The organism is Streptomyces sp. NPDC012508 (assembly GCF_042902595.1).
Lineage (GTDB): Bacteria > Actinomycetota > Actinomycetes > Streptomycetales > Streptomycetaceae > Streptomyces.
Genome location: NZ_JBIBEO010000005.1, coordinates 132,952 through 157,806, shown reverse-complemented (window position 1 = coordinate 157,806; position 24,855 = coordinate 132,952). Strand labels below are relative to the sequence as shown.

Annotated in this window: 22 protein-coding genes and 1 tRNA gene; 5 read left to right on the top strand and 18 right to left on the bottom strand. The window is 70.9% G+C overall.

The features are described 5' to 3' along the window. Nucleotides 1-157: 157 nt before the first annotated feature. A complete protein-coding gene (locus ACFY8U_RS18300; RefSeq protein ID WP_389571200.1) occupies nucleotides 158-1,630 on the bottom strand; it encodes a peptidoglycan-binding protein in 1,473 nt (490 codons plus the stop codon). Nucleotides 1,631-1,812: 182 nt separating this feature from the next. Between ACFY8U_RS18300 and ACFY8U_RS18295 the strand changes: the two genes are divergently transcribed. Then, nucleotides 1,813-1,886, top strand: a tRNA-Lys gene (locus ACFY8U_RS18295). A 438-nt stretch (nucleotides 1,887-2,324) separates the two neighbouring features. Here ACFY8U_RS18295 and ACFY8U_RS18290 read toward each other — a convergent pair. The 13 genes from ACFY8U_RS18290 to ACFY8U_RS18230 form a co-directional block, all read right to left on the bottom strand. Continuing rightward, on the bottom strand, nucleotides 2,325-2,993 hold the full coding sequence (locus ACFY8U_RS18290) for a class F sortase (protein WP_389571197.1): 669 nt from the start codon (nucleotides 2,991-2,993) through the stop codon (nucleotides 2,325-2,327). Nucleotides 2,994-3,039: 46 nt separating this feature from the next. Beyond that, entirely contained in the window at nucleotides 3,040-3,684 is a 645-nt protein-coding gene (locus tag ACFY8U_RS18285) for a PT domain-containing protein (RefSeq protein WP_389571195.1), read from the bottom strand. Between the two features lie 92 nt (nucleotides 3,685-3,776). Then, a complete protein-coding gene (locus ACFY8U_RS18280) occupies nucleotides 3,777-4,556 on the bottom strand; it encodes an HAD-IIA family hydrolase (RefSeq protein ID WP_361439595.1) in 780 nt (259 codons plus the stop codon). An 81-nt stretch (nucleotides 4,557-4,637) separates the two neighbouring features. Beyond that, nucleotides 4,638-6,206 (bottom strand): alkaline phosphatase family protein, encoded by a 1,569-nt coding sequence (locus ACFY8U_RS18275; protein WP_389571193.1) that lies wholly within the window; start codon nucleotides 6,204-6,206, stop codon nucleotides 4,638-4,640. A 159-nt stretch (nucleotides 6,207-6,365) separates the two neighbouring features. Further along, on the bottom strand, nucleotides 6,366-7,433 hold the full coding sequence (locus tag ACFY8U_RS18270; protein ID WP_389571191.1) for a 2-aminoethylphosphonate ABC transporter substrate-binding protein: 1,068 nt from the start codon (nucleotides 7,431-7,433) through the stop codon (nucleotides 6,366-6,368). A gap of 23 nt (nucleotides 7,434-7,456) precedes the next feature. Further along, nucleotides 7,457-8,254: an ABC transporter permease gene (locus tag ACFY8U_RS18265; RefSeq protein ID WP_389571189.1), complete on the bottom strand. Its 798-nt coding sequence runs from the start codon at nucleotides 8,252-8,254 to the stop codon at nucleotides 7,457-7,459. Next, nucleotides 8,241-9,014, bottom strand: a complete 774-nt coding sequence (locus ACFY8U_RS18260) for a 2-aminoethylphosphonate ABC transporter permease subunit (RefSeq protein WP_389572066.1) — start codon at nucleotides 9,012-9,014, stop codon at nucleotides 8,241-8,243. The genes ACFY8U_RS18265 and ACFY8U_RS18260 overlap by 14 nt, the downstream gene beginning before the upstream one ends. Nucleotides 9,015-9,207: 193 nt before the next feature. After that, complete coding sequence (locus tag ACFY8U_RS18255) at nucleotides 9,208-10,344, bottom strand: ABC transporter ATP-binding protein (protein WP_389571187.1); 1,137 nt, start codon at nucleotides 10,342-10,344, stop codon at nucleotides 9,208-9,210. After that, a complete protein-coding gene (locus ACFY8U_RS18250; protein WP_389571184.1) occupies nucleotides 10,341-11,033 on the bottom strand; it encodes a phosphonatase-like hydrolase in 693 nt (230 codons plus the stop codon). Before ACFY8U_RS18250 ends, ACFY8U_RS18255 begins: the two co-directional genes overlap by 4 nt. Nucleotides 11,034-11,038: 5 nt before the next feature. Further along, nucleotides 11,039-12,190, bottom strand: a complete 1,152-nt coding sequence (locus tag ACFY8U_RS18245) for a TIGR03364 family FAD-dependent oxidoreductase (RefSeq protein WP_389571181.1) — start codon at nucleotides 12,188-12,190, stop codon at nucleotides 11,039-11,041. A 136-nt stretch (nucleotides 12,191-12,326) separates the two neighbouring features. Continuing rightward, nucleotides 12,327-13,091 carry a GntR family transcriptional regulator gene (locus ACFY8U_RS18240; protein ID WP_361603071.1) on the bottom strand — a complete coding sequence of 255 codons (765 nt, stop codon included), beginning with the start codon at nucleotides 13,089-13,091 and terminating at the stop codon, nucleotides 12,327-12,329. Nucleotides 13,092-13,158: 67 nt separating this feature from the next. After that, a complete protein-coding gene (locus ACFY8U_RS18235; protein WP_389571178.1) occupies nucleotides 13,159-14,340 on the bottom strand; it encodes an LPXTG cell wall anchor domain-containing protein in 1,182 nt (393 codons plus the stop codon). 126 nt (nucleotides 14,341-14,466) lie between these two features. After that, on the bottom strand, nucleotides 14,467-15,648 hold the full coding sequence (locus ACFY8U_RS18230) for an ROK family protein (RefSeq protein WP_389571175.1): 1,182 nt from the start codon (nucleotides 15,646-15,648) through the stop codon (nucleotides 14,467-14,469). 56 nt (nucleotides 15,649-15,704) lie between these two features. Between ACFY8U_RS18230 and ACFY8U_RS18225 the strand changes: the two genes are divergently transcribed. Beyond that, a complete protein-coding gene (locus tag ACFY8U_RS18225) occupies nucleotides 15,705-16,787 on the top strand; it encodes a Gfo/Idh/MocA family oxidoreductase (protein ID WP_389571172.1) in 1,083 nt (360 codons plus the stop codon). Beyond that, entirely contained in the window at nucleotides 16,784-17,296 is a 513-nt protein-coding gene (locus tag ACFY8U_RS18220) for a heme-degrading domain-containing protein (protein ID WP_389571169.1), read from the top strand. The genes ACFY8U_RS18225 and ACFY8U_RS18220 overlap by 4 nt, the downstream gene beginning before the upstream one ends. Nucleotides 17,297-17,373: 77 nt before the next feature. Here ACFY8U_RS18220 and ACFY8U_RS18215 read toward each other — a convergent pair whose 3' ends face one another. The 4 genes from ACFY8U_RS18215 to ACFY8U_RS18200 all read right to left on the bottom strand — a co-directional run bounded on the left by ACFY8U_RS18215 (nucleotide 17,374) and on the right by ACFY8U_RS18200 (nucleotide 20,309). Beyond that, complete coding sequence (locus ACFY8U_RS18215) at nucleotides 17,374-18,231, bottom strand: fumarylacetoacetate hydrolase family protein (RefSeq protein ID WP_389571166.1); 858 nt, start codon at nucleotides 18,229-18,231, stop codon at nucleotides 17,374-17,376. Between the two features lie 147 nt (nucleotides 18,232-18,378). Continuing rightward, nucleotides 18,379-19,101, bottom strand: a complete 723-nt coding sequence (locus ACFY8U_RS18210) for a YidC/Oxa1 family membrane protein insertase (protein ID WP_389571163.1) — start codon at nucleotides 19,099-19,101, stop codon at nucleotides 18,379-18,381. A gap of 80 nt (nucleotides 19,102-19,181) precedes the next feature. Further along, nucleotides 19,182-19,478, bottom strand: a complete 297-nt coding sequence (locus ACFY8U_RS18205) for a DUF6412 domain-containing protein (RefSeq protein WP_389571160.1) — start codon at nucleotides 19,476-19,478, stop codon at nucleotides 19,182-19,184. Nucleotides 19,479-19,526: 48 nt separating this feature from the next. Then, the gene (locus ACFY8U_RS18200) at nucleotides 19,527-20,309 is read right to left on the bottom strand and encodes a class E sortase (protein WP_389571157.1); all 783 of its coding nucleotides are present in this window, start codon (nucleotides 20,307-20,309) and stop codon (nucleotides 19,527-19,529) included. A gap of 63 nt (nucleotides 20,310-20,372) precedes the next feature. Between ACFY8U_RS18200 and ACFY8U_RS18195 the strand changes: the two genes are divergently transcribed. Beyond that, nucleotides 20,373-21,377 (top strand): SEC-C domain-containing protein, encoded by a 1,005-nt coding sequence (locus tag ACFY8U_RS18195; protein WP_389571154.1) that lies wholly within the window; start codon nucleotides 20,373-20,375, stop codon nucleotides 21,375-21,377. A gap of 83 nt (nucleotides 21,378-21,460) precedes the next feature. Beyond that, complete coding sequence (locus tag ACFY8U_RS18190; protein WP_389571152.1) at nucleotides 21,461-24,601, top strand: DUF3427 domain-containing protein; 3,141 nt, start codon at nucleotides 21,461-21,463, stop codon at nucleotides 24,599-24,601. Nucleotides 24,602-24,855 lie beyond the last annotated feature (254 nt).

Below are 24,855 nucleotides of genomic sequence, written 5' to 3'. Positions count from 1 at the left end.
CCTCGCCCGTCGGCTCCGGCGGGCGGGCCGACGGTCTCGGGCCGCGCGGCTCCGCCGTCAGGCGGCGGGCCGTGCGGGCCGCGTCACGGCTGGCCGCCGCGCCCGAGTCGGGGTGTGGCGTCGATGCGGTCATGGGGTCCACCTCATGCTCTCGGGGTCATCGGAACAGGCGCCGCCAGGTCTCCGGGCCCGGGTAGCCGTCGGCCGCGCCGCCGCGCCATCCCTGTGCCCGCTGGAACGCCTCGACATTGCGACGGTCCGCCTCGCTCCAGCGCGGACCGGGACTCGACAGGTAGTGCTTGCCGTAGCCCCGCTTCACCAGCTGTTTGCCCAGCTTCTCCACATATGCGTTGGATTGGCCCGGACGGAAGTAGCCACGCCCGGGGAAACCCGCCACATTCGCGCTCGAGCCCCCCGAACCACTCGAACCGCCGATGGTCCGGCCCTTGCCCGTCACCAGCAGGCGCCAGGTGTGCGGCCCGGGCATCCCGTCCGCCTCCTTGCCCTTCCAGCCCTGCGCCCGCTGGAACGCCGCCGTCGCCTGGCGGTCCGCCTCGCCCCAGCGCGGGCCCGGACCCTGGCGGTAGTACTTCTTGCCGCCGCGCTCCACGAGCAGCCGCCCGAGCCGGGTCACATGCGCGTTGTTCGCCCCGGGTCCGAACATCGCCGTACCCGGATACGCCGTCGCGGTCGAACCACCGGCGACGCCGGAACCACCGGCACCCCCAGCACCACCGGCGGTGCCGACGCCACCACCGCTGCCGCCGCTGATCACGCCCTTGTAGCGGTAGGCCACATAGCGGTCGGAGTTCTTCCAGTACGCCAGCGGCGTCGCCTGCCGCCTCGTGCGCGGTTGGGTCTGCTCGTACGCGATGTACGACGTGTGCGTGTAGTCCGTCCAGCCGCCGAAGACCGTGACGTGCGAGCCCTTCGTCGGATTGGCCGGGTTGTGGAAGAGCAGGATGTCGCCGGCCTGGAGCTCGCTGCGGTCGATCCGCTCCCCGAAACGGTCCAGGCTGCCGGTCCACTCGTTGCCGCGCAGGTTCCACACCATCGAGACGTAGCCCGAGCAGTCCTGGCGGTAGCCGTCGGACCAGTACCGCTCCATCGAGTACGGGACCTTGGCGTTCACCCATCGCTTGGCCCGGTTGACGATCTGGGCACGGGTGGTCTTCCGCAGGGCCTGGGTGGTGATCTGACTGGTCGTCGGGGTCGCGTCGGGCGACGGCTGCGGGCCAGGTCCGGGCGCTCCGTGCAGCGGTCCCGCGCTCCCCTGCGGCGTGTCGGGCCCCGGCGCAGCGGCGCCCCCCGCAGTCCCCAACACCCCCGGCGTCCCTGACACCCCCGCCGTCGCCGACGCCCCCGCCGTTTCCGACACCTCCGTCGTCACGTCCGCCGGAGTGATGGGCGTGGTGGAGTCGGGGTGCTGGGCGAGCGCGCTCGCTCCCCCGCCGCCGAGGACCACTCCCGCCGCGGTCACCAGGACCAGCGCGCGGCGCGCTCCGTGCGCCGCCGGGTGACCCCCCGCCCGTACGGGCAGACCAAGGGCGAGATCGCGCCGCTGCTGGGCGCAGCCCGCGCAGCCGCAGTCGACCGCGGGCTCGAATTCTTCGAAGACCGGCACGCTCATGCGATCCCCTCCACACTCGTCAAGATCTTTTGGCGCTGGTGCACGGGCGCCAGTGTCTCAACTGTCCGGACATATCGCATTTTGACGGATCGAAGGCCTGATACGACCATCCGACAGGCCGGAGGGACCGGTAATGGTCGGGAGCACCCTCGGACGTCGGGTACAGTTATGCAGGTCAGCAGGCGCCGCTAGCTCAGTTGGTTAGAGCAGCTGACTCTTAATCAGCGGGTCCGGGGTTCGAGTCCCTGGCGGCGCACGCAGAGTCAAGACCCCCTCACCAGCGGTGAGGGGGTCTTGATCGTTTCCGGGCGCTCCCGCACCTCCAACCGCCCTCCGCTGGTGCCAGGTTGAACCGTGTGCACGCCGCCTCGGACCGTGCAAAACCGGTCGATCTCACCGTGTCGGGGAGGTTTTCCGGACCCCGGCCGGACGCCCGTTCTAGAGTTGCGGAATCCGAACCTCCCGCGGCGGCGCCGGGCTTCTCCCGCAGCCCGTGCGCCCGCGGTCGAGGACCGGCCCGGCCGAACGGGCGCGTGGTCCGCCGGACGGACCCGACGATCAGATGCCCGTCGGCCGGGCCCGGGCCGAACCCGCCCCCCGCGGCGGCCACGCCCCGAACGGTCACGCCCGAACGATCACACCCCGAACGGTCACGACCCGAACCGTCACGCCCCGAACGATCACGTCCGAACCGTCACGCCCCGGCCGGCCCCGTCCCGCCGGATGCGCTCGTCGCCCCCGTCGCCCCCGTGAGGTACGCGGACACGACCACGTTCGCCGTGTACGTACCGGACTCGCGGTCGAAGGTCCCTCCGCACGTGATCAGGCGCAGCTCTGCCCGGTCCGCCTCGCGCTGCCCGTACACCTTCCGCGCGTCGAAGCGCTCCCGGGGGAAGACCTGCACATCGTCCACCGTGAAGACGGCGACCGAGCCGTCCGTCCGGGTCACCTTGACCGTGGCACCCGGGCGGGCCGAGCTCAGCCCGTAGAAGACGGCGGGTGTGGTCTCGGTGTCGACATGGCCGACGAAGAGCGCCGCGCCCTCCGCGCCGGGCTGGGTGCCGGTGCGGAACCAGCCGACCGAGTGGGGCATCTCGTACGGCGGCGGGTCCACCGCCCCCGTACTGTCCAGGCCGCGCCCGACGACCGGCGCCGCGATCCCGAGCGACGGGATCTCGACCCGTCGCGGCTCGGCGGGCTTCAGGGGCCGGTGCGCCGGGGGCAGGGCCGCGCCGGCCGGGCGGCCGACCGCGGCTATGTCGCCGGCGGTGGGGGCGGAGGCGCCACCCGGGCCCTCGGTGATCTCGCGGCCCCAGAGCCAGAGCCCGAGCAGCAGGACCGCCCAGGCCACTCCGGTCAGCATCCTCCCGCTGCCGGACCCGGGGGACCCGGCGGACCCGGCGGACACCTCAGTCGCCCGCCCTGCGGCGCCGCGCGCTGCGGACGGCGACGGCCACCGAGGCGATCCCGGCCAGCACGAGGCCGACCAGGGTGTACGGGGTGCCGAGGCCGTTCGCGCTGGTGGTCTGGGCGACACCCGGCGCCACGGGGGGTGCGGCCTGGCCCGCCACGGCCGCCCCGCCGCCACCGGCCCGGACCGGGGCGTACGGGCTCGGGTGGTGCGTGGGCTCGTGGGTCGGCTCGTGCGTGGGCTCGTGGGTGGGATGGTGCGTGGGATGGCGCGTGGGCTGCGGCTTGTGCTTCTCGACGTGGACCACGCCGACGTCACGGTGTTCACGGCCGTCGCAGGTCACGCTGACCTTGTAGGTGCCGCTCGCCAGTCCCGACCTGATCGTGGTGTCGCCGTGGAGGGCGAAGGCGCTGCCGTCACGGCCCGTGAGGTCGGCGTCCGCCACGAAGGCCTTGGACGCGGCCGCGCCGGTGGTGCCCTTGCAGCCCTGGACGCGGACCTCGACATCGGCGCCGGGCTTGGCGGTGGACGGGGTGACGGTGGCCTTGACGCCGTCCCCGGCGAAGGCGGTACCGGCCGCGGGCGCCAGCACCAGGATGGCGGCCGCCCCTGCGGCACGGAGAGCAATGGAACCTGAACGCATCGTGACCTCCTGATACAGGCAGGGTCACCCGGTTCGGCCGCGCTCGCATCCGCAGGGGCCCGGTCGGGCGTCCGACCAGCGGCTTCTCAGCCCTACACCCGGTCCACGAGGTCGGCGATCGACTTGACGATCTTGGAGGGGCGGAAGGGGTAGCGGTCGACCTCCGCCTGCGACGTCAGGCCGGTGAGGACCAGGAAGGTCTGCATGCCCGCTTCCAGGCCCGCCAGGATGTCGGTGTCCATCCGGTCGCCGATCATGGCGCTGGTCTCGGAGTGGGCCCCGATGGCGTTGAGGCCGGTGCGCATCATCAGCGGGTTCGGCTTGCCCGCGAAGTACGGGTCCTTGCCCGTGGCCTTGGTGATCAGCGCGGCGACGGAGCCGGTGGCCGGCAGCGGGCCCTGGAGGGAGGGGCCGGTCTCGTCGGGGTTGGTGCAGATGAACCGGGCGCCCGCGTTGATGAGCCGGACGGCCTTGGTCATGGCCTCGAAGGAGTACGTCCGGGTCTCGCCGAGGACCACGTAGTCCGGGTCGTGGTCGGTGAGGACGTAGCCGATGTCGTGCAGCGCGGTGGTCAGGCCGGCCTCGCCGATGACGTAGGCGGTGCCCCCGGGACGCTGGTCGTCGAGGAACTTGGCGGTGGCGAGCGCCGAGGTCCAGATGTTCTCCACCGGCACCTCCAGGCCCATGCGGGCGAGGCGGGCGTGCAGGTCGCGGGCGGTGTAGATCGAGTTGTTCGTGAGGACCAGGAAGGGCTTCCCTGTTTCCCGCAGCTTCTTGATGAACGCGTCGGCGCCGGGGATCGGGACACCCTCGTGGATGAGGACTCCGTCCATGTCGGTGAGCCAGGATTCGATCGGCTTGCGCTCTGCCATGTGCGGGGACTCCTGCCGTACAGAAATCGTGCGGTGTGCTGGGGGCGCCGCGACAGCGCTGTGGCGACGCCCCCAGCCTAATCAAGAGGTCGTGACCTTGACCCCGTCGATCACCCAGTACCAGTTGTTGGACCCGGTGTAGCGGAAGCGGAAGCTCACGCTGGACGCCCCGGAGGGGACGTTCACGGTGAGCGACTGCGGCTGGGAGATCACGTCGGCGGCGTAGCTCTTGACGACGGTCGGCGTGCCGCCGTTGAAGACCGCCTGGACCTGGGCGGTCTGGCTGCCTTCCTGGCGGTAGAAGGTGGTGAAGTCCAGGGTCGCCCGCGTCTTTCCGGAGACGTCGTACGCGGGGGTGACGAGCGTCGAGTCGTACGTACCGGAGAAGGTCTTGTCGGACCACTCGTCGGAGTCGGCGACGGCGAAGACGCCACGGGAGCGGATGTTGAGCTCACGTGCCTGGTCGCGTTGGGTCCGGGACCAGAACTCGTCGGTGGCGAAGGCCCAGCCGCGCCACTCCGTCATGCCGCCGGTGCCCATGGCGTTGTTGATGACCGACCAGCCGCTCGGCGCGGTGTGGGTGAAGCCGAGGAGTCCGGCCGGGATGCCGGTCTCGTCGACACGGCCCGAGAGGGACGAGTGCAGCGCGTCGAAGGGGTCGGTGGAGCGCTGCTGGATCGGCTTGCCGTCCAGGCCCCAGGACGCGTCGGGCACGATGCCGAGCTGGTGGAAGACGGTGGCGGCGACATCGACGAGGCGGGTGTCGATGGGGCGGGCGCCGGCGGCGATCCCGGGGCCCTGGGCCAGTACGAAGGTGCGCCGCTCCTCGATGGCGGAGCCGCCGTGGCCTCCGCCGTCGGTGTGGCCGTGGTCGGTGGTGACGATGACCGTCCACCGCTCGGTGGCGTACGACGGGCGGGCCTTGATCGCGGCGAGGAGGCGGCCGAGGTAGCCGTCCTGGACGTCGATGGCGTCGAGGTACTTCTGGCTGGCGGCGCCGTAGGAGTGGCCCATCTCGTCGGTCTCGCCGAAGTAGACGAAGAGGACGTCCGGGTTCTGGTTGCGGAGGATGTCCTCGGTGGCGTCCGTGATGATCTTGTCGTTGACGACGTAGTTGTTGTTGTAGACCAGCTTGGCGTCGGCGCCGGGGGTGACCGTGCCGTGCGTGTCGAGCTCGGGCCAGTCGACGGCGGCGAAGAGCGAGAGGCCGGGGCGGACCTGGTTCAGACGGGCCAGGAAGCCCGGGTACTTGGCGTAGTTCTTGCCGGCGAAGGTGTTGTCCTTCACGCCGTGCTTGTCGGGCCACACACCGGTGGAGATGGTCGACCAGCCGGGGCCGGAGGAGGTGGCGGCCATCGGGTTGGCGTAGAGCAGCGACAGGCCGTACGTGCCGTTCGCCATCAGGGACTTGAGGGTCGGGGCCTTGGCCGCGTCGATCCGGTCGTGGCGCAGGCCGTCCATGCCGACGACGAGCACCTTGTCCTTGCTGGTGCCGTTCGGGAGCGTGGGGGCGGCGGCGGTGGCGGCGTGGGCGGCGGGCGCGGTGGCCGCGCCCGCGGCGGCGAGGGCCGCGCCGGCACCGGCGGCGGCGAGCACGGTGCGGCGGGAGACGCCGGTGGACAGGGCCGTGGACATGCCGGTGATCGGCATCTGGATCCTCCGTGGAAGGGGGACGAGGAGGGTGCGAGGAGAGTGCGAGGACGCGTCAACGCCCCCGATTCCTCGGGGGCGTTGGTCCGTACCCGTTATCTTTCCGCTACATGCGGAGGGATTCCAGGGGCCGTGCGGTGAACTCTTGGAAGCCCGCGGTTAGCTTCCGGTGGCCGTCTTCCAGGCGTCGACGTACGTGGTCAGGTTCTTGTCGATGTCGGCCCAGTCGGGCTCGAAGATCTCGACGCCTTCGATCAGCTTGGCCAGCTCGATCGCGTTGGCGTCGGTCGCCTTGATGTCCTTACGGGCCGGGAAGCCGCCGCCGATCGAGCTGACCTCGCGCTGGGCCTGCTCGCCGAGCATGAAGTCGAGCAGCTTCTTGCCGTTCTCGGTGTGCGGGGCCTTGTTCACCAGGCCTGCGGCGTACGGCAGGGCGAAGGTGGTCGGCTCGGCGCCGTCCTTGGCCGGGAACCAGATGCCGAGGTTCGGCATGGACTTCGACTGGGCGAAGTTCATCTGGACGTCGCCGTTGGCGACGAGGATCTCGCCCTTGTCGACCTTCGGGGCGAGCTTGGACGTGGAGGAGGACGGGCCGACGTTGTTGGCCTGGAGCTTCTTCAGGTACTCCATCGCCGGCTCTTGGCCGCCGAAGTCGTTCATCGCCTTGATGACGACGGCCGTGCCGTCACCCGCGACACCGGGGGTCGAGTACTGCAGCTTGTTCCTGTACTTCGCGTCGAGGAGCTCCTCCCAGGTCCTGGGGGCCTCCTTCAGCTGCTGCTTGTTGTAGATGAAGCCGAAGTAGTTGTTGACGACGGAGGTCCACTTGCCGTCGTCGGCCTTGTCGGCGCCGCTGACCTGCTCGGAGCCCTTCGGGGTGTACGCCTGGAGCAGCCCCTTGGAGTCGGCCTGCTGGATGAAGGGCGGCAGGGTCACGATGACATCGGCCTGCGTGTTGTTCTTCTCGCGGACGGCGCGCTGCACCATCTCGCCGGAGCCGCCCTCGACGTACTCGACCTTGATGCCGGTCTCCTTCTCGAAGTCGGCGAAGACCTTGTCGTACCAGCCGTCGCCCTTCTCGCCCTTGAGGCCGTCCGCGCTGTAGACGGTGACGACCTTCTCGTCGGAGGCGGCGGAGGAACCGCCGCAGGCGGTGAGGCCGGCGGCGAGGGCGAGGCAGCCGGTGAGGGCGGCGATCGGCTTGATGATCGTGGACGAGGTACGCATAACGTCGTTCTCTCCTGGGTGACTTAGCGGTAGGACGCTTTGGTACGGATACGGGAGACGGCGAGCAGGACGAGCAGGGTCGTGGCCATGAGGACCACGGCGAGCGCCGAGCCGGTGAAGAGGGAACCGCGGTCGGTGGCGGTGAAGATCAGCACCGGCAGCGGCAGCCAGTCCGGCGGGTAGAGCATCATGGTGGCGCTCAACTCGCCCATGGACAGGGCGAAACAGAGCCCGGCTGCCGCGTTGAGCGACGGCAGCAGGAGCGGCAGCTTCACCCGGAGCAGGACGTACGCGGGGCGGGCGCCGAGGCTGGCCGCCGCCTGCTCGTACATCGGGTCGAGACGGAGGATGGCCGCCGAAACCGACTGATAGGCGAACGCCGTGACAAGAACGGTGTGCGCGAGGATCACGATCCAGCGCGTGCCGTTCAGAAGCACGGGCGGCTGCGAGAAGGCGACCAGCACGGCGAGACCGACGACAACCGAGGGCACGGCGACCGGCAGCATGAACAGCGCGTCGAGGAAGCGACGGCCTTTCTTCCGCAGGGAGTTGGCGGCGAGCGCCGCCCAGGCGCCGACGGTCAGCGCGAGCAGACTGGCGGTGACGGCGGTGACCAGGCTGGTGGTCAGCGCCTGGAGCGACTCGCCGCGCACGGCGGCCGTGTAGTGCTCCGCGGTCGGCCCGGAGGGAAAGGCCCCGGACCAGTTCGTGGAGAACGACGCGGCGACGATCACCAGGAGCGGAAGGGCGAAGAGCGGGACGAACAGGACCGCGAAGAGGGTCCAGGCCGTCCACCTTCCCGTACGGCTATGCACCAACACGACGACTCACCACCCGGTAGAGGCCGTAGAGGCCCACGGAGATCGCGACGTTGACGACGGCGACGACACAGGCGGCGGCGTAGTCGGATTCGAGGATGGCCTTGCCGTAGACGAGCATCGGGAGGGTCGTGACGCCCTTGGCGCCGGTGAAGAGGACGATCCCGAACTCGTTCAGGCACATGACCAGGACGAGACTTCCTCCGGCGGCGAGCGCGGGCAGCGCCTCGGGCAGGATCACCCGCCGGATGATCCGCAGCGGCTTCGCCCCGAGGGAGGAGGCGACCTCCAGCTGGGCGGTCTCCATCTGCGAGAACGCGGCGAGGAGCGGACGCATCACGAAGGGCGTGAAGTACGTGATCTCGGCGAGGAGGACACCCCACGGCGTGGTCAGGAACTGGAAGGGCCCCGACTCGGCTCCCGTGACGTCCGTCCACAGCCCGTTGGCCATGCCGACCGTGCCGTAGAGGAAGAGCAGCGCGAGGGTGATGAGGAAGGAGGGGAAGGAGAGGAAGACGTCGATGAACTTCGACACCGCCTTCCCCCCGGGGAACGGCACGAACGCGATGACGAGCGCGAGCACGAACCCGAGGACGAGACACCCGACGGTGGCCCCGACCGCCAGCCACACGGTGGTGACGAGCGCGTCCTGGAAGGCCTCGGACCCGAAGACGTCGGCGTAGGCACCGGGGGCGAGGGACTCCTGGACGACGAGAGCCAGGGGGTACAGGAACACGAGCGCGAGCACGACGACGGGGGGCAGGGCCCAGAGCCAGGTGGGTACCTTCCGGGACCCTGCTGTGGGTGTCTGTTCCGATGGGCGGTGCCCGCCCTGGTCCCCCCGTTGTGGGCAATCGTCCCGCTTGGGGGTCCCCCCTGGACGAAGTCCTCGGGGGAAGGTAAGGGTGGGCACCACGCCACGTCCGGGCCGCACTGACGTGACCGGCTCCGAAGAACTAGCCATCGGACACCCCGGCCCCCAGCAGCACCCCGTCCTCGGGCGCGAAGTGCAGCGTGACCTCGTCACCGAGCGCCGGCGTCTCCCGCAGTTCACGCACGTCCGCCTTCACGCGCTGCCCGTCGACATCGACGTACAAGCGGTGCGTGGACCCCCGCCACTGCACCTCCGCGATCCGCCCCCGCAGCGCGTTCGGCCCCTCGCCGAGGCCGATGAGGTGCGGCCGTACGCACAAGGTCGCGGCGACCCCGGGCGCCACCCCGTCCGTGGGGACCTTCAGCTCGGTGCCGCCGAACACCACCCCGCCCGCGCCCACCGTCACCGGCAGCAGGTTCGCGTTGCCGACGAACGACGCCGTGAACTCCGTACGCGGACGGCGGTACAGGTCCTGCGGCGTGCCGCAGTCCTGGAGCCGGGCCTTGTCCATGACGGCGATCCGGTCGGCGAGGGTCAGCGCCTCGACCTGGTCGTGGGTGACGTACAGGATGGAGACGTCCGGCAACTCCCGGTGGAGCCGCGCCAGTTCGGCGAGCATCCCGGAGCGCAGCTGTGCGTCGAGCGCGGACAGCGGCTCGTCGAGGAGCAGGACGTTCGGCCGGATGGCGAGCGCCCGGGCGATCGCGACGCGCTGCTGCTGGCCGCCGGACAGCTCGCGCGGGTAGCGCTTGGCGTAGGCCGCCATCCCGGTCATCTCCAGGGCCTCGGCGACCCGCCCCGGTATCTCGGCCTTCGGCGCCTTCTGCGCCTTCAGGCCGAAGGCCACGTTGTCCTCGACCCGCATGTGCGGGAAGAGGGCGTACTGCTGGACGACCATCCCGATCCCCCGCTTGTGCGGCGGGAGGGCGGTGACGTCGCGGTCGCCGATGAACACCCGGCCGGAGGCCGGCTGCACGAACCCGGCGACGGCGCGCAGGGCGGTGGTCTTGCCGGAGCCGGAAGGCCCGAGGAGGGCCATGACCTCGCCGGGCTCGACGGTCAGGTCGAGGGAGTCGAGGACGGTGTTGCCGCCGTAGGCGACGGAGACGGAGTCGAACCGGATGCCGCCGCGTCGCGGGCCGCTCACGGCGGTGGCGCTGCCCGTCGCGGACCCCGCGGCGCCGGTGGCCGTGACAGTGGTGGTGGCGCGCGCCGTCATCGGTCCGCCTCCGCCCGCGCCATGACCGCGGGCAGATCCGCGACCGACGCGAGGACGTGCGTGGCGCCGTGCTCCTTGAGCGCGGCCTCGCCGTGCGCCCCCGTCAGTACGCCCGCCACGATCCCGGCGCCCGAACGGACCCCGCTGAGCATGTCGTACGAGGTGTCGCCCGCGACCGCGATCTGCCGGACGTCGTCGACGACTCCCGTACGGAGGAAGGCACCGAGGACCATGTCCGGGTACGGGCGCCCCCGGCCGCCCGCGTCCGCCGGGCAGAGGGTCAGCTCGACCAGGTCCCGCCAGCCGAGCGCGTCGAGGATGGCGTCCTGGGTGACGCGTGCGAAGCCGGTGGTGAGGACGACCGTCCTGCCCTCCGCCTTCAGCCGTCCGATCGCCTCGGCCGCGCCGGGGACCGGGGCGATCAGGCCGCCGGCGACCAGCTCTCCGTACGCCTCCTCGAAGGCGACGTTGGCCTGCCGGGCGCGCGTCTCGTCGCCGCCGAAGAGGTGGCGGAAGACGGAGATCTTGGACTCGCCCATGGTGGCGCGGACGTAGTCGATCATCGTGGCCGGGTCCTCGCCGAGGCGCTCGGCGGCGGCGCCGAACGCCCGCTCGACGAGGCCGCCGTCGGCGACGGTGGTACCGGCCATGTCCAGTACGACGAGGTCGTGCCTGTGGTTCTCGGTCATGGTGTTCACCAGCCCAGTTCGTCTGCGGTCGTCTCGGCGATGGCGGGCGAGCAGGTCATGCCGCGTCCGCCGGGTCCCGTCACCAGCCACACGCCTTCGCGGACCTTCTGGCGGTGCACGACCCGGCTGGTGTCGGTGCACTGCGCGTACACGCCCGCCCAGCGCCGCCGGATCTTCGGCAGGGGGCGGCCGAGGAAGGACTCGACGACGCGGACGAGGTGCTCGTAGGGGTCTTCGAGGGTGTCGAAGGCGAAGGGGTGCTCGTACTCGTGGGTGTCGCCGATGGTCAGTCCGCCGTCGAGGCGCTGCACCATCAGCAGCTGCATCTTGTGCGCCGCGGCGGTCGGGTCCTGTGCCTGGCCCGCGTTGAGGGCGTCCAGGGCGTCCGATGCGTACGCCGGGTAGTAGCGGAAGGAGTCGGCGTCGGCGACGGATGTGGTCAGCGGCTCGCCGAGCGGGTCGGTCTGCATCATCTGCAGCCGGACCCGGCGGACCGGGATGTCGCCGGCGATCTCGCGGACGAGACCGCTGAGCGCGGCGCCGGTGGCGAGGACGACGGCGTCGCCGGTGTGGATCTCGCCGCGGTCGTCGCGGACGGCGGCGTTCGCCATGCCCTCGGCGCCGGAGACGTCACGGACCTCGCGGTTCGGCAGGAAGGTGTACTTCCCGGAGGCCAGCAGGGCCTTGCGCAGGGCCAGTTGCGCGGTACGGGGCTCGACGGCCGCGTCGCGCTCGCAGAACAGGGCGGCCCGGGCCCCTCCCTTTTCAAACGCCCCGCGCAGGGCGGGGTTGACCTGCCGGGCCTCGTCGGCGGTGAGCAGCTTGTAGCCGCGGGCGGCCGCGTCGGGGCGGGCGAGGGCGGCCTCGGCGACGGCCAGCTCCAGGTCGTTGCGTACGGGGGTGAGCGAGCCGATGGCGCGGAAGCCCAGCTCCGGGACGCGGGCGCCGATGCCCTCCCAGAGTTCGCGGGCGCGCAGCGCGGTGTCCAGCTCCTCTCCGCCCGCGCGGCCGCTCACCCATATCTGGCCGAAGTTGCGGAGCGAGGCTCCGCGCGCCTCGGCCTCGCGCTCGATGTGTACGACCTCGTGGCCGCGTTCCACTGCGTGCCAGGCGTGCATGGTTCCCACCACGCCGGCTCCTACGACGATCACCTTCATGCCGTTCACGGTCCTGGCGGTGAATGACCCGGAGCGATCCGAACGGCAACGGGACGGTGAACGGGGTGACAAGGTTGGCCTAGACCCGTTACCTTTCCGTTATCGACGAGCCACCACGGGTCGGCGGCCGGCCAGGTCAGCCCTGCTGTCCCAGGTGTGCGGTGAAGCTGAACCGGTCGCCGCGGTACAGCGTGCGGACGCGCTCCAGCGGCCGGCCCGCGGTGTCCCGGGAGAGGCGGTGGATCAGCAGCATCGGGAGCGCGGGCGGGGTGCCGATGAGCAGGGCCTCGCGTGGGGTGGCGAGCACGGTCTCGATCCGCTCGTCGGCGTCGCCGAAGCCGATGCCGAGCTTCTCGCTGAGATAGCGGTAGAAGGAGGAGTCGGGGTCGAACTCGCTGTCCAGACCCGGGACTCGGGCCACAGAGACGTATGTGCTCTCGAGCCCGACCCGCTCGTCGTCGGCGAGCAGCACGCGCTCCATGTGCCAGACGGGCTCACCGCGCTCGACGCCGATCTCGGGCGCGAGGGCGTCGGGGCAGGGGAAGCGGTCGAGGGAGATGAGGCTACGGCCGGGCCGGCGCCCCTGCCGTCGTACGCCTTCGGTGTAGCTGGCGAGAGAGAGCGGCTGCTCCAGCTTGGGCCCGGCGACCACGGTCCCGCGCCCCTGGCGGCGCAGCCGTCCTTCGAGGAGCAGCTCGCGCAGGGCCTGACGGACCGTCTCGCGCGAGACCTCGTAACGGACGGCGAGGTCCCGCTCGGTGGGCAGCAGCCCGCCTTCGCCCAACTCGTCTATCAGCGAGGCGACTTTCGCCTTCACCGCGTAGTACTTGGGAATGCGGCCGTGCTCGGGGATGCCGGAGCGGATGGGTGCGCCAGGTGCCTGGTCGTTCGGGTAGTCCACCGGGGGATGCTCGCAGATGGGAATGAACGGGAGGGTGTACGGAGCGTGACTCGCGGGTTCGCAGGGTCTAGCCCGGCCGTCGGCGCCCGCGCCGGGAGGCGGCGACGAGCGACGCGCCCGTGAGGAGCAGCGCACCGGAGGCGGGGGCGAGGAGTGCGCTCGAATCGGGGCCCGTATGGGCGAGTTCGGGGCGCGTGGGGGCGGGCGGGAGGCCGGTGTCGCCGCTCTCCGGCGGGGTGGTCCCACTGGGCGCGACCTCCGGATTCCCTTCCGGATTCCCCTCCGGGTGTCCTTCGGCGTTCTCCTGGGAGTTCGCTTCGGGGTTCGCTTCGGAGTTCTCCTCGGGATCCGCTTCCGTGCCCTCGGGCCCGATGGTCAGACGGAAGTCGTCGGACTCCCCGACCCAGTCGCCGTCGGCCCCCTGGCGCTGCACGATCGCCGCGGTGGCCACGACCTCGTTGGCGGCGGTGTCCTCCCGGAACGCGAGCCTGACCGGGACGGTGACCGTGCCGCCCGCGGGGACGGTGAAGCCGGGGAAGTCGGTGAACACACCGACGTTCTCGTCCTCCTCGGTCGCCTCGAACACCACCGGGCGCCAGAGACGGGCCTCGGAGTCGTAGAAGTCCAGCCGGATCTGCTCCGGCCGGAGGACCCGTTCGCGGTCGGCGAGGGCCAGGACGGGGTGGATGCTGTGGCAGGCATCGGCGGTGGTGTTGGTGAGGTCGATCTCGAAGGTACGGGAGCCGGCACCGGGGACGAACACGCCGGGGCGGCCGTGGATCCGGGTGTCGATGGGGAACTCGGGGTCGGTGACCTTGCCGCAGGTGAGGGGCTGCTGCTGGTGCCGGGTTCCGCTTCCGGGTCCGGGTCCGGAGTCGGCAGCGGGGCCGGGGGTGGGGCCTGTGCCGGAGTCGGGGGCGGCGTCGGAGCCGGTGTCGGCGTCGGAGGCGGCGGTGGTGTCGGCGTCGGCGTTCGTCCTGAGCCGGAAGCCGGAATCGGTGTCGGCCCTGAGTCCGGCACCTGACCCTGGGTTCAGGCCGGAACCGGCGTTCAAGCCGGGAGCGGGGTGCAAGCCGGGACCGGGGTCCAGGACGGACGCGGAGTCGGACCCGGCCTCGGCCTCCGAGCCGGATCCGGGCCCCGGGTTCGGGCCGGGCTCCGCCGAGGACGGGCCCACGGCGAGCGCGAGGACGGCGGTTCCGGTCGTCGCCGCGGTCACACCGAGGGCGAGGGCGTTGCGCAGTCGCATGGGACGGGTGCCTTTGCTGCTCGCGGGCGTACGGGACGGCCGCGACGCTGCCAGTTGGGCGCGGCGGGCCCGGGAAGCGACGCGGCACGTGACCCCCGGGCGGCCCACCCATACCGCCCAATCAGCCTATTTTCCGAAGATCGGAGCGAGGATCAGCTGCGCGGCGCCCTCGGCGACGGCGTACGGGGAGGTGGCACCGGAGACCGGCGTGCCGAGGCCCGCCCCGGCGAGGGCCGCGCCGACGCCGCCGACGAAGGCCTCGGGGTCGGCGGCCACGACCCGGCCGCCGAGGACGACGCGGTCGATGTCGAGGAGCCGTACGAGATTCGCGGCGCCCGTACCGAGGACCCGCGCCGCCTCGGGAACGTCACCGCGCGCGACGGCCGCGAGGCAGAGGACCTCCAGGCAGCCGCGCCCGCCGCAGCCGCAGGGCGGCCCGTCGAGCAGGACGGTCTGGTGCCCGAACTCCCCGGCCCCGGTCCTGGCCCCCCGGTGGAGGGCGCCGCCGAGGACGAGCCCGGAGCCGAGCCCCGTACCGAGATGGAGGTACGCGAACGAGTCGGAGGCGGGGGCCCCGGGGTGGAGGGCAAGGCCGAGCGCGGCGGCGTTGGTGTCCTTGTCGAGGGCGACGGGCAGCCCGAGCCGGCGCGTGAGCTCGTCCCGTAGCGGAACGCCCTCCCACGCGGGATGGCCGGTGACGCGACCGGGCGTGCCGGCGACGTGGTCGAGCGGCCCGGGCATCGCGACCCCGACACCGAGGACGGCGGGGTCCGGGGAGGGCACGGAAGCGTTCACGCCCGCGCTCACCTCGTCCCGTACGGCGGCGTCCTCCGGTACGGCGCCCACCTCCCGTACCGCGCCGTCCTCCCGTACGGCGTCGATCTCGCGCTCCACCGCGGTGAAGACGGCCTCCGCCCCCGCGCCCAGATCGAGCGGGGTCCGCCGTGCCGCGACCCGAACGCCCGCCAGGTCCACCAGGACGGCGGTCAGTTCGTCGCGGTCCAGGTGCACACCCACCGCGTACGCCGCCGTGGGGACGAGTCGCAGGACGGTGCGCGGCTTGCCACCGGTCGAGGCCCGGTGACCGGCCTCCCGTGCCAGGCCCTCCGCCCGCAGCCGCGCCGTGATCTTGCTGACCGCCTGCGGGGTGAGCCCGGTGCGCTCGGCCAGCTCCAGGCGGCTGATCCCGTCCTCCCCCGCCGTCCGCAGCAGGTCGAGGACGAGCGCAGCGTTGTGGCTGCGCAGCGCCGGCAGATTGACGCCCGTCTCGTTCCTGGTGCCCCCGGCACCCCTGACACTCCTGTTCACCACCCCATTGTCCCCCTCGCTTGCACTTTGGCAACACCGTTGCTTAAGTAGGTGCCATGACTGGCACCGACACCGCACCCCTCCGCGTCGGACTCGTCGGCTACGGCCTCGCGGGCTCCGTCTTCCACGCACCGCTGATCGCCGCCACCGAAGGCCTCGTCCTCGACACGGTCACGACCGGCAACCCGGAGCGCCAGGCGCAGGCCCGTGCCGCGCACCCCGGCGTACGGGTCGCGGACTCCCCCGAGGAGCTGTGGGCGCGGGCGGACGAGCTCGATCTGGTCGTCGTCGCGTCCCCCAACAAGACGCACGTCCCGATCGCCACCGCCGCCCTCACCGCCGGGCTTCCGGTCGTCGTGGACAAGCCGGTCGCGGGCACGGCCTCCGAGGCGCGCGGGCTCGCCGCCCTCGCCGAGGAGCGGGGCCTGCTCCTGTCGGTCTTCCAGAACCGCCGCTGGGACAACGACTTCCTGACTCTGCGCCGGCTCCTCGCGGACGGCGCCCTCGGTGACGTCCAGCGCTTCGAGTCCCGGTTCGAGCGCTGGCGCCCGCAGCTCAAGGGCGGCTGGCGCGAGTCCGGCGCCCCGGAGGAGATCGGCGGTCTCCTCTTCGACCTCGGCAGCCATGTCGTCGACCAGGCGCTCGTGCTCTTCGGCCCGGCCGTGCGGGTGTACGCGGAGTCCGACGTCCGCCGCCCCGGCGCCGAGGCCGACGACGACACGTTCATCGCGATCACGCACGCGAACGGCGTGCGCTCGCATCTGTACGTGAGCGCCACCACCGCCCAACTCGGCCCCCGTTTCCGCGTCCTGGGTTCGAGCGCCGGCTTCGTGAAGTACGGCCTCGACCCCCAGGAGGCCGATCTGCGCGAGGGCCTGCTGCCGGAGCCCGGAACGCCGTGGGGCGTGGAGCCGGAGTCGCTGTGGGGCCGGCTCGGCGCCGGGGAGTCCCCGCTGACCGGCGGCGGGACCCCGGTCGAGACGGTGCCGGGCGACTACCCGGCGTACTACGCGGCCGTCGCCGCCGCCGTCCGCGGCACCGGTACGAACCCGGTCACCGCCCACGAGGCCGCTGCCACCCTGGACGTACTGGAGGCGGCGAGGCGTTCCGCCCGCGAGGGAATCACGGTGACGCTGTGAGCGAGGTCGCCACGCTGGAGGCCCAGGAAGCCCGCCTGGTCCTGCCCCGCTTCACGTACGAGGACGCCTGGGCCCTCGGCTCCCACCTCGTCGAGCTGGCGCGCGAGCGCCGGGCGCCGGTCGCGATCGACATCCGGCGCGGCGCGCAGCAGCTCTTCCACTGCGCGCTGCCGGGTTCGAGCTCGGACAACGACGCCTGGATCGACCGCAAGCGGCGGGTCGTCGAGCGGTACGGGGAGAGTTCGTACCTGGTCGGCGCCCGCTTCCGGGCCAAGGGGACGACGTTCGAGGAGTCCTCGCGTCTCGACCCCGACCGGTACGCGGCCCATGGCGGCTCGTTCCCGGTCGCGGTCGAGGGCGCGGGGGTGATCGGCTCGGTGACGGTCTCGGGGCTGCCGCAGGCAGAGGACCACGCGATGGTCGTGGAGGCGCTGGGCCGGCTGCGAGCCGCCCTGACGGGCCCCAGCGACCCTGCCGGCCTCGACGGTCCCACCGACCTCACCGGCTGAGGCGGAGGGGCCGACGACCGAGACGGGGGCCGACGACCGCGCCCGACGAGGACCGAGCCCCGACGACGACCCGGCCGCTACGCGTCCTTGAGCTCCTGGCGCTGGCGGCCGAGCCCGTCGATCTCCAGCTCCACCACATCGCCGGCCCGCAGGTACGGCTTCGGCTCCGGCCGGCCCATCGCGACGCCCGCCGGGGTGCCGGTGTTGATGATGTCGCCGGGGTACAGGGTCATGAACTGGCTCACGTACCGCACGACCTCCGCGACGCCGAAGATCTGGTCCGAGGTGTTGCCGTCCTGCTTCAGCTCGCCGTTGACCCAGAGCCTGAGCGAGAGCGCCTGCGGGTCCGGCACCTCGTCGGCGGTGACCAGCCACGGGCCGAGCGGGTTGAACGTCTCGCAGTTCTTGCCCTTGTCCCACGTGCCGCCGCGCTCGATCTGGAACTCGCGCTCCGAGACGTCGTGGGCGACGGCGTACCCGGCGACGTGCGCGAGGGCCTCCTCGTCGGTCTCCAGGTAGCGGGCGGTCCGGCCGATGACGATGGCGAGCTCGACCTCCCAGTCCGTCTTGGTGCTGCGGCGCGGTACGAGCACGGTGTCGTCGGGGCCGACGACCGTGTCGGCGGATTTGAGGAAGACGACCGGCTCGGCCGGGGTCGCCGCTCCGGTCTCGGCCGCGTGCCCGTGGTAGTTCAGCCCGATGCACACGACCTTCCCGATGCGGCCGACGGGCGGACCGATACGCAGCCCGGTCGCGTCGAGGGCGGGCAGCACGCCGGCGCCGACGGCGGCCCGGATCCGGTCGAGCGTGGACGCGTCGGCCAGCAGGCTGCCGTCGACGTCGCCGACCAGGGCCGACAGGTCGCGGAGCGTCCCGTCCTCGTCGAGCAGGGCGGGACGCTCGGCTCCCGCCGGACCGACTCGCAGCAGCTTCATGGTCTTCTCCCTGTGGTCGAGGTGGGCCCGGGGGCGGGCCCGGCAAAGCCCCGGCCGATGGAGTGCGGCCATCGGAGATATCGGAGGATTGGTCGATCCTCCAAGAGTTTCGACCACTCGGCAAGACCCCGTTCACGGACTGGACCCTTACGCACCGGTAGCAAGGGCCTCCGCGGGGCGCTGCTCACGGAAGAGGAGGGCCCGCTCGACGACGGTCCAGGTGGTGCTGGTGACGACGTAGAGCGCGGCGGCGAGCGGCACGACGGCGACCGTGATCAGGGTGGCGAAGGAGAGCAGCGGCATCACCTTGTTCATCGTGTCCGCGCCGGGCGTCGCGGGCAGTCCGGTGTCGAGCGGCTGCGCGGCGAGCTGACGCTTCGTACGCCGGAAGCTGAAGGCGGCGACGGCGGCGACGATCGCGAAGAGGACGAGATAGACCTGGCCGGCGGGCCCGAAGACCCCGCCGTCCGCCAGGGCGTCGGCCCAGTGGTCGCCGAGCGGGGCGGCGAAGAGGGTGTGCCCGGCCATGCGGTCGCCGGCGAACAGGTGGTACATGAGGAAGAAGGCGGGCGCCTGGAGCAGGCTCGGCAGGCAGCCGGCGAAGGGCGAGACCTTCTCCTTCGCGTGCAGCTCCATCATGGCCTTCTTGAGCCGCTCGGGATTCTTGGCGTGCTTGGCGCGCAGCTCGGCCAGTTGCGGGGCGATGCGGGTACGGGCCTTCTGGCCGCGGGCGGCAGCGCGCGAGAGGGGGTGGATCGCGAGCCGTACGACCATCGTGAACAGGATGATCGCGGCGGCGGTGGAGGCGGTGGCGAAGAGGGGCTGGAGCAGGTCGGCGAGCTGCTCGACCAGGGAAGCGAAAACGGACATGGGAGCCCTCCGAGGGGTCTCGTCGTGCCGGAAGGGAGAACGTCGGCATGACGGATCCGCGCAGGGGGTCTCTGCTCTCGCTACGCGGCCGTCGGGAGGGGACGGCCGGGCGCTCGGGGCCTGCGACGCCCGGAGGCGTCGGGATCGCGCTGGGGCAGGAAGGCGGTACGCCGTTCACGGTCGCGGAGGGCGGTGCGTACCCGCGTGGGGGGTACGGGCGGGGCCGCGGGGGCGCCGATGAGGGCGCAGACGACGGTGGTGGCGGCGAGGGCGACGGCGGCGGAGACGCCGGAGCCGTCGGAGAGCAGCAGATCGCCGAGGGCGAGGAGGGAGAACAGCGGGGCGAGCAGGCGCAGAACGAACTCCTTGCCGATCAAGCTGCCACTCCTCTCACTGGTCTCCTAGACGTTATACACGCTCGGCCGCTACGCGCGCCTGGCCCAGACGACAAGGCGGTAGGCGGAGCTGAACTCGGGGGTACAGGTGGTCAGGGTGAGGTAGGCGCCGGGGTCGGAGTAGCCGTAGGAGGGCTTGACGAGGGAGCGGGGTACGGGCTGGATGACGCCGGTGTCGCGGGGCGCGGTCCGCGCGAGGACCTGATCGACGACGTACGTGTACTCCCGCTCCCGGGTCTGGATGCGGATGGTGTCGCCCGCGCGCAGCCGGTTGATGTACCGGAAGGGCTCGCCGTGGGTGTTGCGGTGGCCGGCGAGGGCGAAGTTGCCGGTCCGGCCGGGCCCGGCGGTGCCCGGGTAGTGCCCGACGTAGCCGCGGTCGAGGACGGACCGCTTGGAGACGCCGCGGGCGATGGGGGCGGTGAGTCCGATGCGGGGGATGCGGATGATGGCGTACGCGGAGGAGGCGGAGGAGGAGGCGGCCTCGGGCGGCCGACCGGAAGAGGTCGGAACCTCACTGGGGGACGGTGCGTGGGACTCCACCCCGGCGGACGGCTGGATCTCCACCACAGGCGCCTCAGGAGTCACGGGGGGTGATCCGGCCCACTCCCGCTCCAGGGCGCGCACCTGCTCGCCGGCCTGGGCGCGGGCCTGCTGGTTGGTCCACCAGAGCTGGTGGGCGACGAGGAGCATGAGAACAACCCCGCAGGTGACGACGGCCTCGGCGCACACCCACAGCACACGCGCGGGCGTGCTCCGCACCCCGCGCGTCTGGACGACGACCGGCACCCTGCCACGCACCCTGTCCCGCACGCGGGGCACGATAAGCGCTGACGCGCCAACTCTCCAGGGCCGTACAGCAGTACGGTGTTCAGCATGCGCCCCGACACGCCTGCCGCCCACGCCACCGAAGCCGAGCGCCTGCTGCGCACCGCCACGCGGTACCCCGAGGACCGGGAAGCCCTGCTCCTCCGGGCGGCGGCGCACCTGGAACTGGCGGGCGACCGTCCGGCGGCGACGGCCCTGTACGACGACCTGCTGTCGTCGGATCCGTCGGACCCCCACCTGATCCGCTCCCTCAAGGCGGCGAACCTGTGGGAGTACGGCCACGAGGCGGAGGCACGGGCGATCATCGAGGGCCTGCGCGTCTCGGCACCGTCGGAGGCGGCGCCGTGGGAGATCGTCGTGGAGACCCTGGAGTCCCACGACGAGCTGGAGCTCGCGGAGGCGATCGCGACGGAGGCAGCAGGCCTCCTGGCCCCGGAGCCCTCACCCACGGACCTCCCGCACGCGACGCAGTCGCTCCTGGTGACCCGCCACCGGATCCGCCGCATGCTGGCGCTCCCCCACGACGACTGGGACACCCTGGCGGACACCCTCCACACGGCGGAGGTCCCCCTGGACGAGCTGCACGACCCGAAGCGCCTGTGGTCGCTGGGCTCGTCGGACCCGGCGGAGCTCCAGGCGGAGATCACCCGCCTCCGCAGCGAACTGGGCTCCTACCGCACGGCCCTCTCCCGCCCCTTCCCGGTGGCGGTCCTCCACTGGCCGGAGCAGGAACTGGACGAGCTCCTCGCCTCGTACCCGGAGCTGGAATCCGAGTACCCCACGTACCGGGCCCACCTCACGGACATCGAAGCGTCGCTCCGCGAACTCGCGGCGGCAGGCACCCCCAACCTGGGCATCGTCCCGGCCACGGTCCCCTCCTACGAAGCCTTCGCGGCCTCGGAATCCTCGTCCCCCTCGAACGCGGACCTCCTCCCCCAATACGCCACAACCCTGGCCGCCCGAGGCCACGCGGCAGCCTGGCCCCCGGCCCGGGGCGCGGCGTGCTGGTGCGGGTCGGGGCGGACTTACGGGGAGTGCCACGGGGCGGAGTGACGGACCGGATATCCCCATGTAGTGATCGAACTGTCTGCGACGCCTGATATCACTGGGAGGGTCTGAACGGGGAGGGGACGACAATGGCCGGTCCGATCGATGCCAACGAGCCGATCTCGGGGCTCTACGAACAGCTCATCACCTTGCGCCTTGAGAATCAGCTCAAGGGACTGGCAGACCAGGGCTGGCATGCGATCGACGACACCGTGGGCCCCGCTTCAGCGCCTCACGTCATCGCCCGGCATGTTGCGGACACAGCACGGCGCATCCTTGAGCAGCTGCCCGCTGCGGAACGGGTCCACGCGGCCAACCACATCCTCGAGTCGATGAGCAGCATCGAGGGCGCGCGCGAGTGGGTCGACCTCGTGTCCGACGGCCCCCGCCAGCTCCTCGCGATCGCAGAGCAAGAGGCCAAGGGGGTCTACCGGATCAGACCCGCAACGCCTCTCTCAGAGACCGCGCTCATCACCAACTCACCCGATGACCCGAGCCTCGGCTTTGAACTCCGGGCCGAGCTCGCCACCGCTGACCGCGTTGATCTGTTGTGCGCCTTTGTGAAGTGGCACGGCCTTCGCGTCATCGAGCAGTCGCTCGAATCGGCCCACGCCCGAGGGGTCCCCATCCGGGTCATCACCACGACCTATATCGGCGCCACCGAACGACGTGCCCTCGACCGTCTTGTGCAGCGCTTCAACGCCGAGGTCAAGGTCAACTACGAGCTCCGCTCCACACGTCTCCATGCCAAGGCCTGGCTGTTCCGCAGGAACAGCGGCTACGACACGGCGTACGTAGGCAGTTCCAATCTGTCCAAGGCCGCGCTTCTTGACGGGCTGGAGTGGAACGTCCGCCTCTCGTCCGTCGCTACGCCCGATGTCCTCCGCAAGTTCGAAGCGACCTTTGACTCCTATTGGAGCGACTCGGCGTTCGAACCGTACGACCCCGAGACCGACTCCAAGCGTCTCGACGAAGCCCTCCATGTCGCCGGCCGCGGAACGAACAACACCGCAGGCCGCCACATCACTCTCTCTGGTCTCGAGGTGCGCCCCTACCCTCACCAGCGGGACATGTTGGAGCGTCTCGAGGTGGAACGTGAGGTCCACGGCCGCCACCGCAACCTGTTGGTTGCGGCCACCGGCACCGGCAAGACCGTGATGGCGGCGCTCGACTACAAGCATCTGCGACAGAAGTACGGCCGCGACCTGAGGCTTCTCTTTGTCGCCCACCGGCAAGAGATACTGCGCCAGTCCCTCCGCACGTACCAAGACGTTCTCGTGGACGCCAACTTCGGTGAAGAGCTGCACAGCGGCCTCGCCCCGGAGCAGTGGAACCACGTCTTCGCCAGCGTCCAGTCGCTCAACACGCGCACACTGGAGCGGATTGCTCCCGATCACTTCGACGTCATCGTCATCGATGAGTTCCACCACGGCGTGTCGCCCACCTATCGGAAGATCATCGATCACTTCACGCCCGTCGAGCTGCTCGGCCTAACCGCCACGCCAGAACGCATGGACGGTCGAAATGTTCAGGACGAGTTCTTCGACGGCCGCATCGCAGCGGAGATGCGACTCTGGGAGGCGCTGGAGAACGACCTCCTGAGCCCGTTCCACTATTTCGGTGTCACAGACAACACCGATATGAGCGCCCTCACCTGGAAGCGCGGCGCTTACGACGCCGCCGCCCTCAGCAACCTGCTCACAGACAACGATGCTCGCGCACGACTCGTCGTCCAGGCGGTGATGGACAAGGTCACTGACCCGGGCTCAATGCGCGCCCTGGGCTTCTGTGTCTCGGTGGCCCACGCCCGCTTCATGGCGGACTTCTTCCGCCGCGCTGGCCTGAACGCTGTGGCACTGTCAGGGGACTCGCCGCGAGACGAGCGCAGGGATGCCCTCGCTGCTCTGAGCTCCGGCAGCCTGCAAGTGATCTTTTCCGTAGACCTCTTCAATGAGGGCTTGGACATCCCGGACGTCGACACGCTTCTTCTGCTGCGCCCAACGTCCAGCGCCACTGTCTTCCTTCAGCAGTTGGGGCGCGGGCTTCGCCGCAGCGAAGGCAAGGCCGTGCTGACTGTTCTGGACTTCATCGGCCAGCACCGCAAGGAGTTCCGCTTCGAGGAGCAGTTCCGCGCCCTGACTAACCTCACGAGGAACCGTCTGCTCGCGAATATCGAGCACGACTTCCCCCAACTTCCGTCTGGCTGCCAGATCATCCTTGAGTCCAAGGCCAAGGAGCTGATCATCGACAACATCCGCAGCCAGCTCAGCGTCAACGTGACTCAGCTTGCCCGCGAGGTGGGCCAGTACGGCGAACCCCGACTCTCGAACTACCTCAAGGAGAGCGGGCGCGAGCTCAAGGAGATCTACCGCGGCAACGGGAACTCCTGGACCGGCCTCCTTCGCCGGTCAGGCTTGCTCCCCCGGTCTGGCCCGCAGGGTGAAGACGCCCTCCTCAAGCGCGTCTCCGCGTTCCTTCACGTCGACGACCCCCGGCGGGTGGACACCTACACGAGACTCCTCGCCGACGACGCACCCACCTACAGCGAGCTCAGCGAGATCGAGCGGGCTTACGCCCGCATGCTCTTCTTCTCGTTGTGGCCTCTGGGTGGCGGCTACTCCGACTATCAAGACGCACTGGACGCTCTGCGCCCCCAGCACGCCCTCCGCGACGAACTCCGTCAGGTCCTGGCGTATGCCCTCGACCGAACCGACCACATCCCTGTACCCCTCCTCGGCCCGCTCGCCCAGCTCCCGTTGACAATCCATGCCTCCTACAGCCGCGAGGAAATCCTGCCGGCTCTGGGCCAGTCCTTCATCGGTGGCTTCATGCCGGGCCACTTCCGGGAAGGGGTGAAGTGGTGCGAGGACATCCGGACGGACGCGCTGCTGATCACGTTGGAGAAGGACGAGAAGGACTTCTCCCCGCAGACCCGCTACCGGGACTACGCCCTGAACGAATCACACTTCCACTGGGAGTCGCAGAACCAAACGTCGGAAACGTCCCCCACGGGCATCCGCTACAAGAATCACAAGGCCCTCGGGAGCCACGTCCTCCTCTTCGTCCGCCGCCACAAGAAGACGGACATTGGCGGCCCCCAGCCTTGGATGCTCCTGGGCCCGGCCGAATACGTCGACCACAAGGGAAGTCATCCCATGGGGATCACGTGGAAGCTCCGACATGAGCTCCCTGCGGACGTCTGGACCTACTCGACCATCGCCGCCGGATAGCGCGCGATCCGGCAGGATCGCGCGGGGGATCCACCTGATTCAGGGCCAGCCGCCCTGGCGCAGTTCGAGTACTCACCGAACGACGGATCGACCTCCCATCCTCGGTGGTCACGACGTAGTCGGGTTCGGCTCGAACAACACGGGCCAGCCAGAGACACAGAAGATGATCTTCACGTGGAATTCACGATTCCACTACATCTCACCCTCGCGCCTGGCAGCATCGGTGCCTTCTCCGTCTCCGGAAATGTTGTGGG

Coding starts and splice junctions, on each gene's coding strand:
- ACFY8U_RS18300 (WP_389571200.1), bottom strand. CDS start 1,630: ATGAGCGTGCCGGTCTTCGAAGAATTCGAGCCCGCGGTCGACTGCGGC.
- ACFY8U_RS18290 (WP_389571197.1), bottom strand. CDS start 2,993: ATGCTGACCGGAGTGGCCTGGGCGGTCCTGCTGCTCGGGCTCTGGCTC.
- ACFY8U_RS18285 (WP_389571195.1), bottom strand. CDS start 3,684: ATGCGTTCAGGTTCCATTGCTCTCCGTGCCGCAGGGGCGGCCGCCATC.
- ACFY8U_RS18280 (WP_361439595.1), bottom strand. CDS start 4,556: ATGGCAGAGCGCAAGCCGATCGAATCCTGGCTCACCGACATGGACGGA.
- ACFY8U_RS18275 (WP_389571193.1), bottom strand. CDS start 6,206: ATGCCGATCACCGGCATGTCCACGGCCCTGTCCACCGGCGTCTCCCGC.
- ACFY8U_RS18270 (WP_389571191.1), bottom strand. CDS start 7,433: ATGCGTACCTCGTCCACGATCATCAAGCCGATCGCCGCCCTCACCGGC.
- ACFY8U_RS18255 (WP_389571187.1), bottom strand. CDS start 10,344: ATGACGGCGCGCGCCACCACCACTGTCACGGCCACCGGCGCCGCGGGG.
- ACFY8U_RS18250 (WP_389571184.1), bottom strand. CDS start 11,033: ATGACCGAGAACCACAGGCACGACCTCGTCGTACTGGACATGGCCGGT.
- ACFY8U_RS18245 (WP_389571181.1), bottom strand. CDS start 12,190: ATGAAGGTGATCGTCGTAGGAGCCGGCGTGGTGGGAACCATGCACGCC.
- ACFY8U_RS18235 (WP_389571178.1), bottom strand. CDS start 14,340: ATGCGACTGCGCAACGCCCTCGCCCTCGGTGTGACCGCGGCGACGACC.
- ACFY8U_RS18225 (WP_389571172.1), top strand. CDS start 15,705: ATGACTGGCACCGACACCGCACCCCTCCGCGTCGGACTCGTCGGCTAC.
- ACFY8U_RS18215 (WP_389571166.1), bottom strand. CDS start 18,231: ATGAAGCTGCTGCGAGTCGGTCCGGCGGGAGCCGAGCGTCCCGCCCTG.
- ACFY8U_RS18210 (WP_389571163.1), bottom strand. CDS start 19,101: ATGTCCGTTTTCGCTTCCCTGGTCGAGCAGCTCGCCGACCTGCTCCAG.
- ACFY8U_RS18195 (WP_389571154.1), top strand. CDS start 20,373: ATGCGCCCCGACACGCCTGCCGCCCACGCCACCGAAGCCGAGCGCCTG.
- ACFY8U_RS18190 (WP_389571152.1), top strand. CDS start 21,461: ATGGCCGGTCCGATCGATGCCAACGAGCCGATCTCGGGGCTCTACGAA.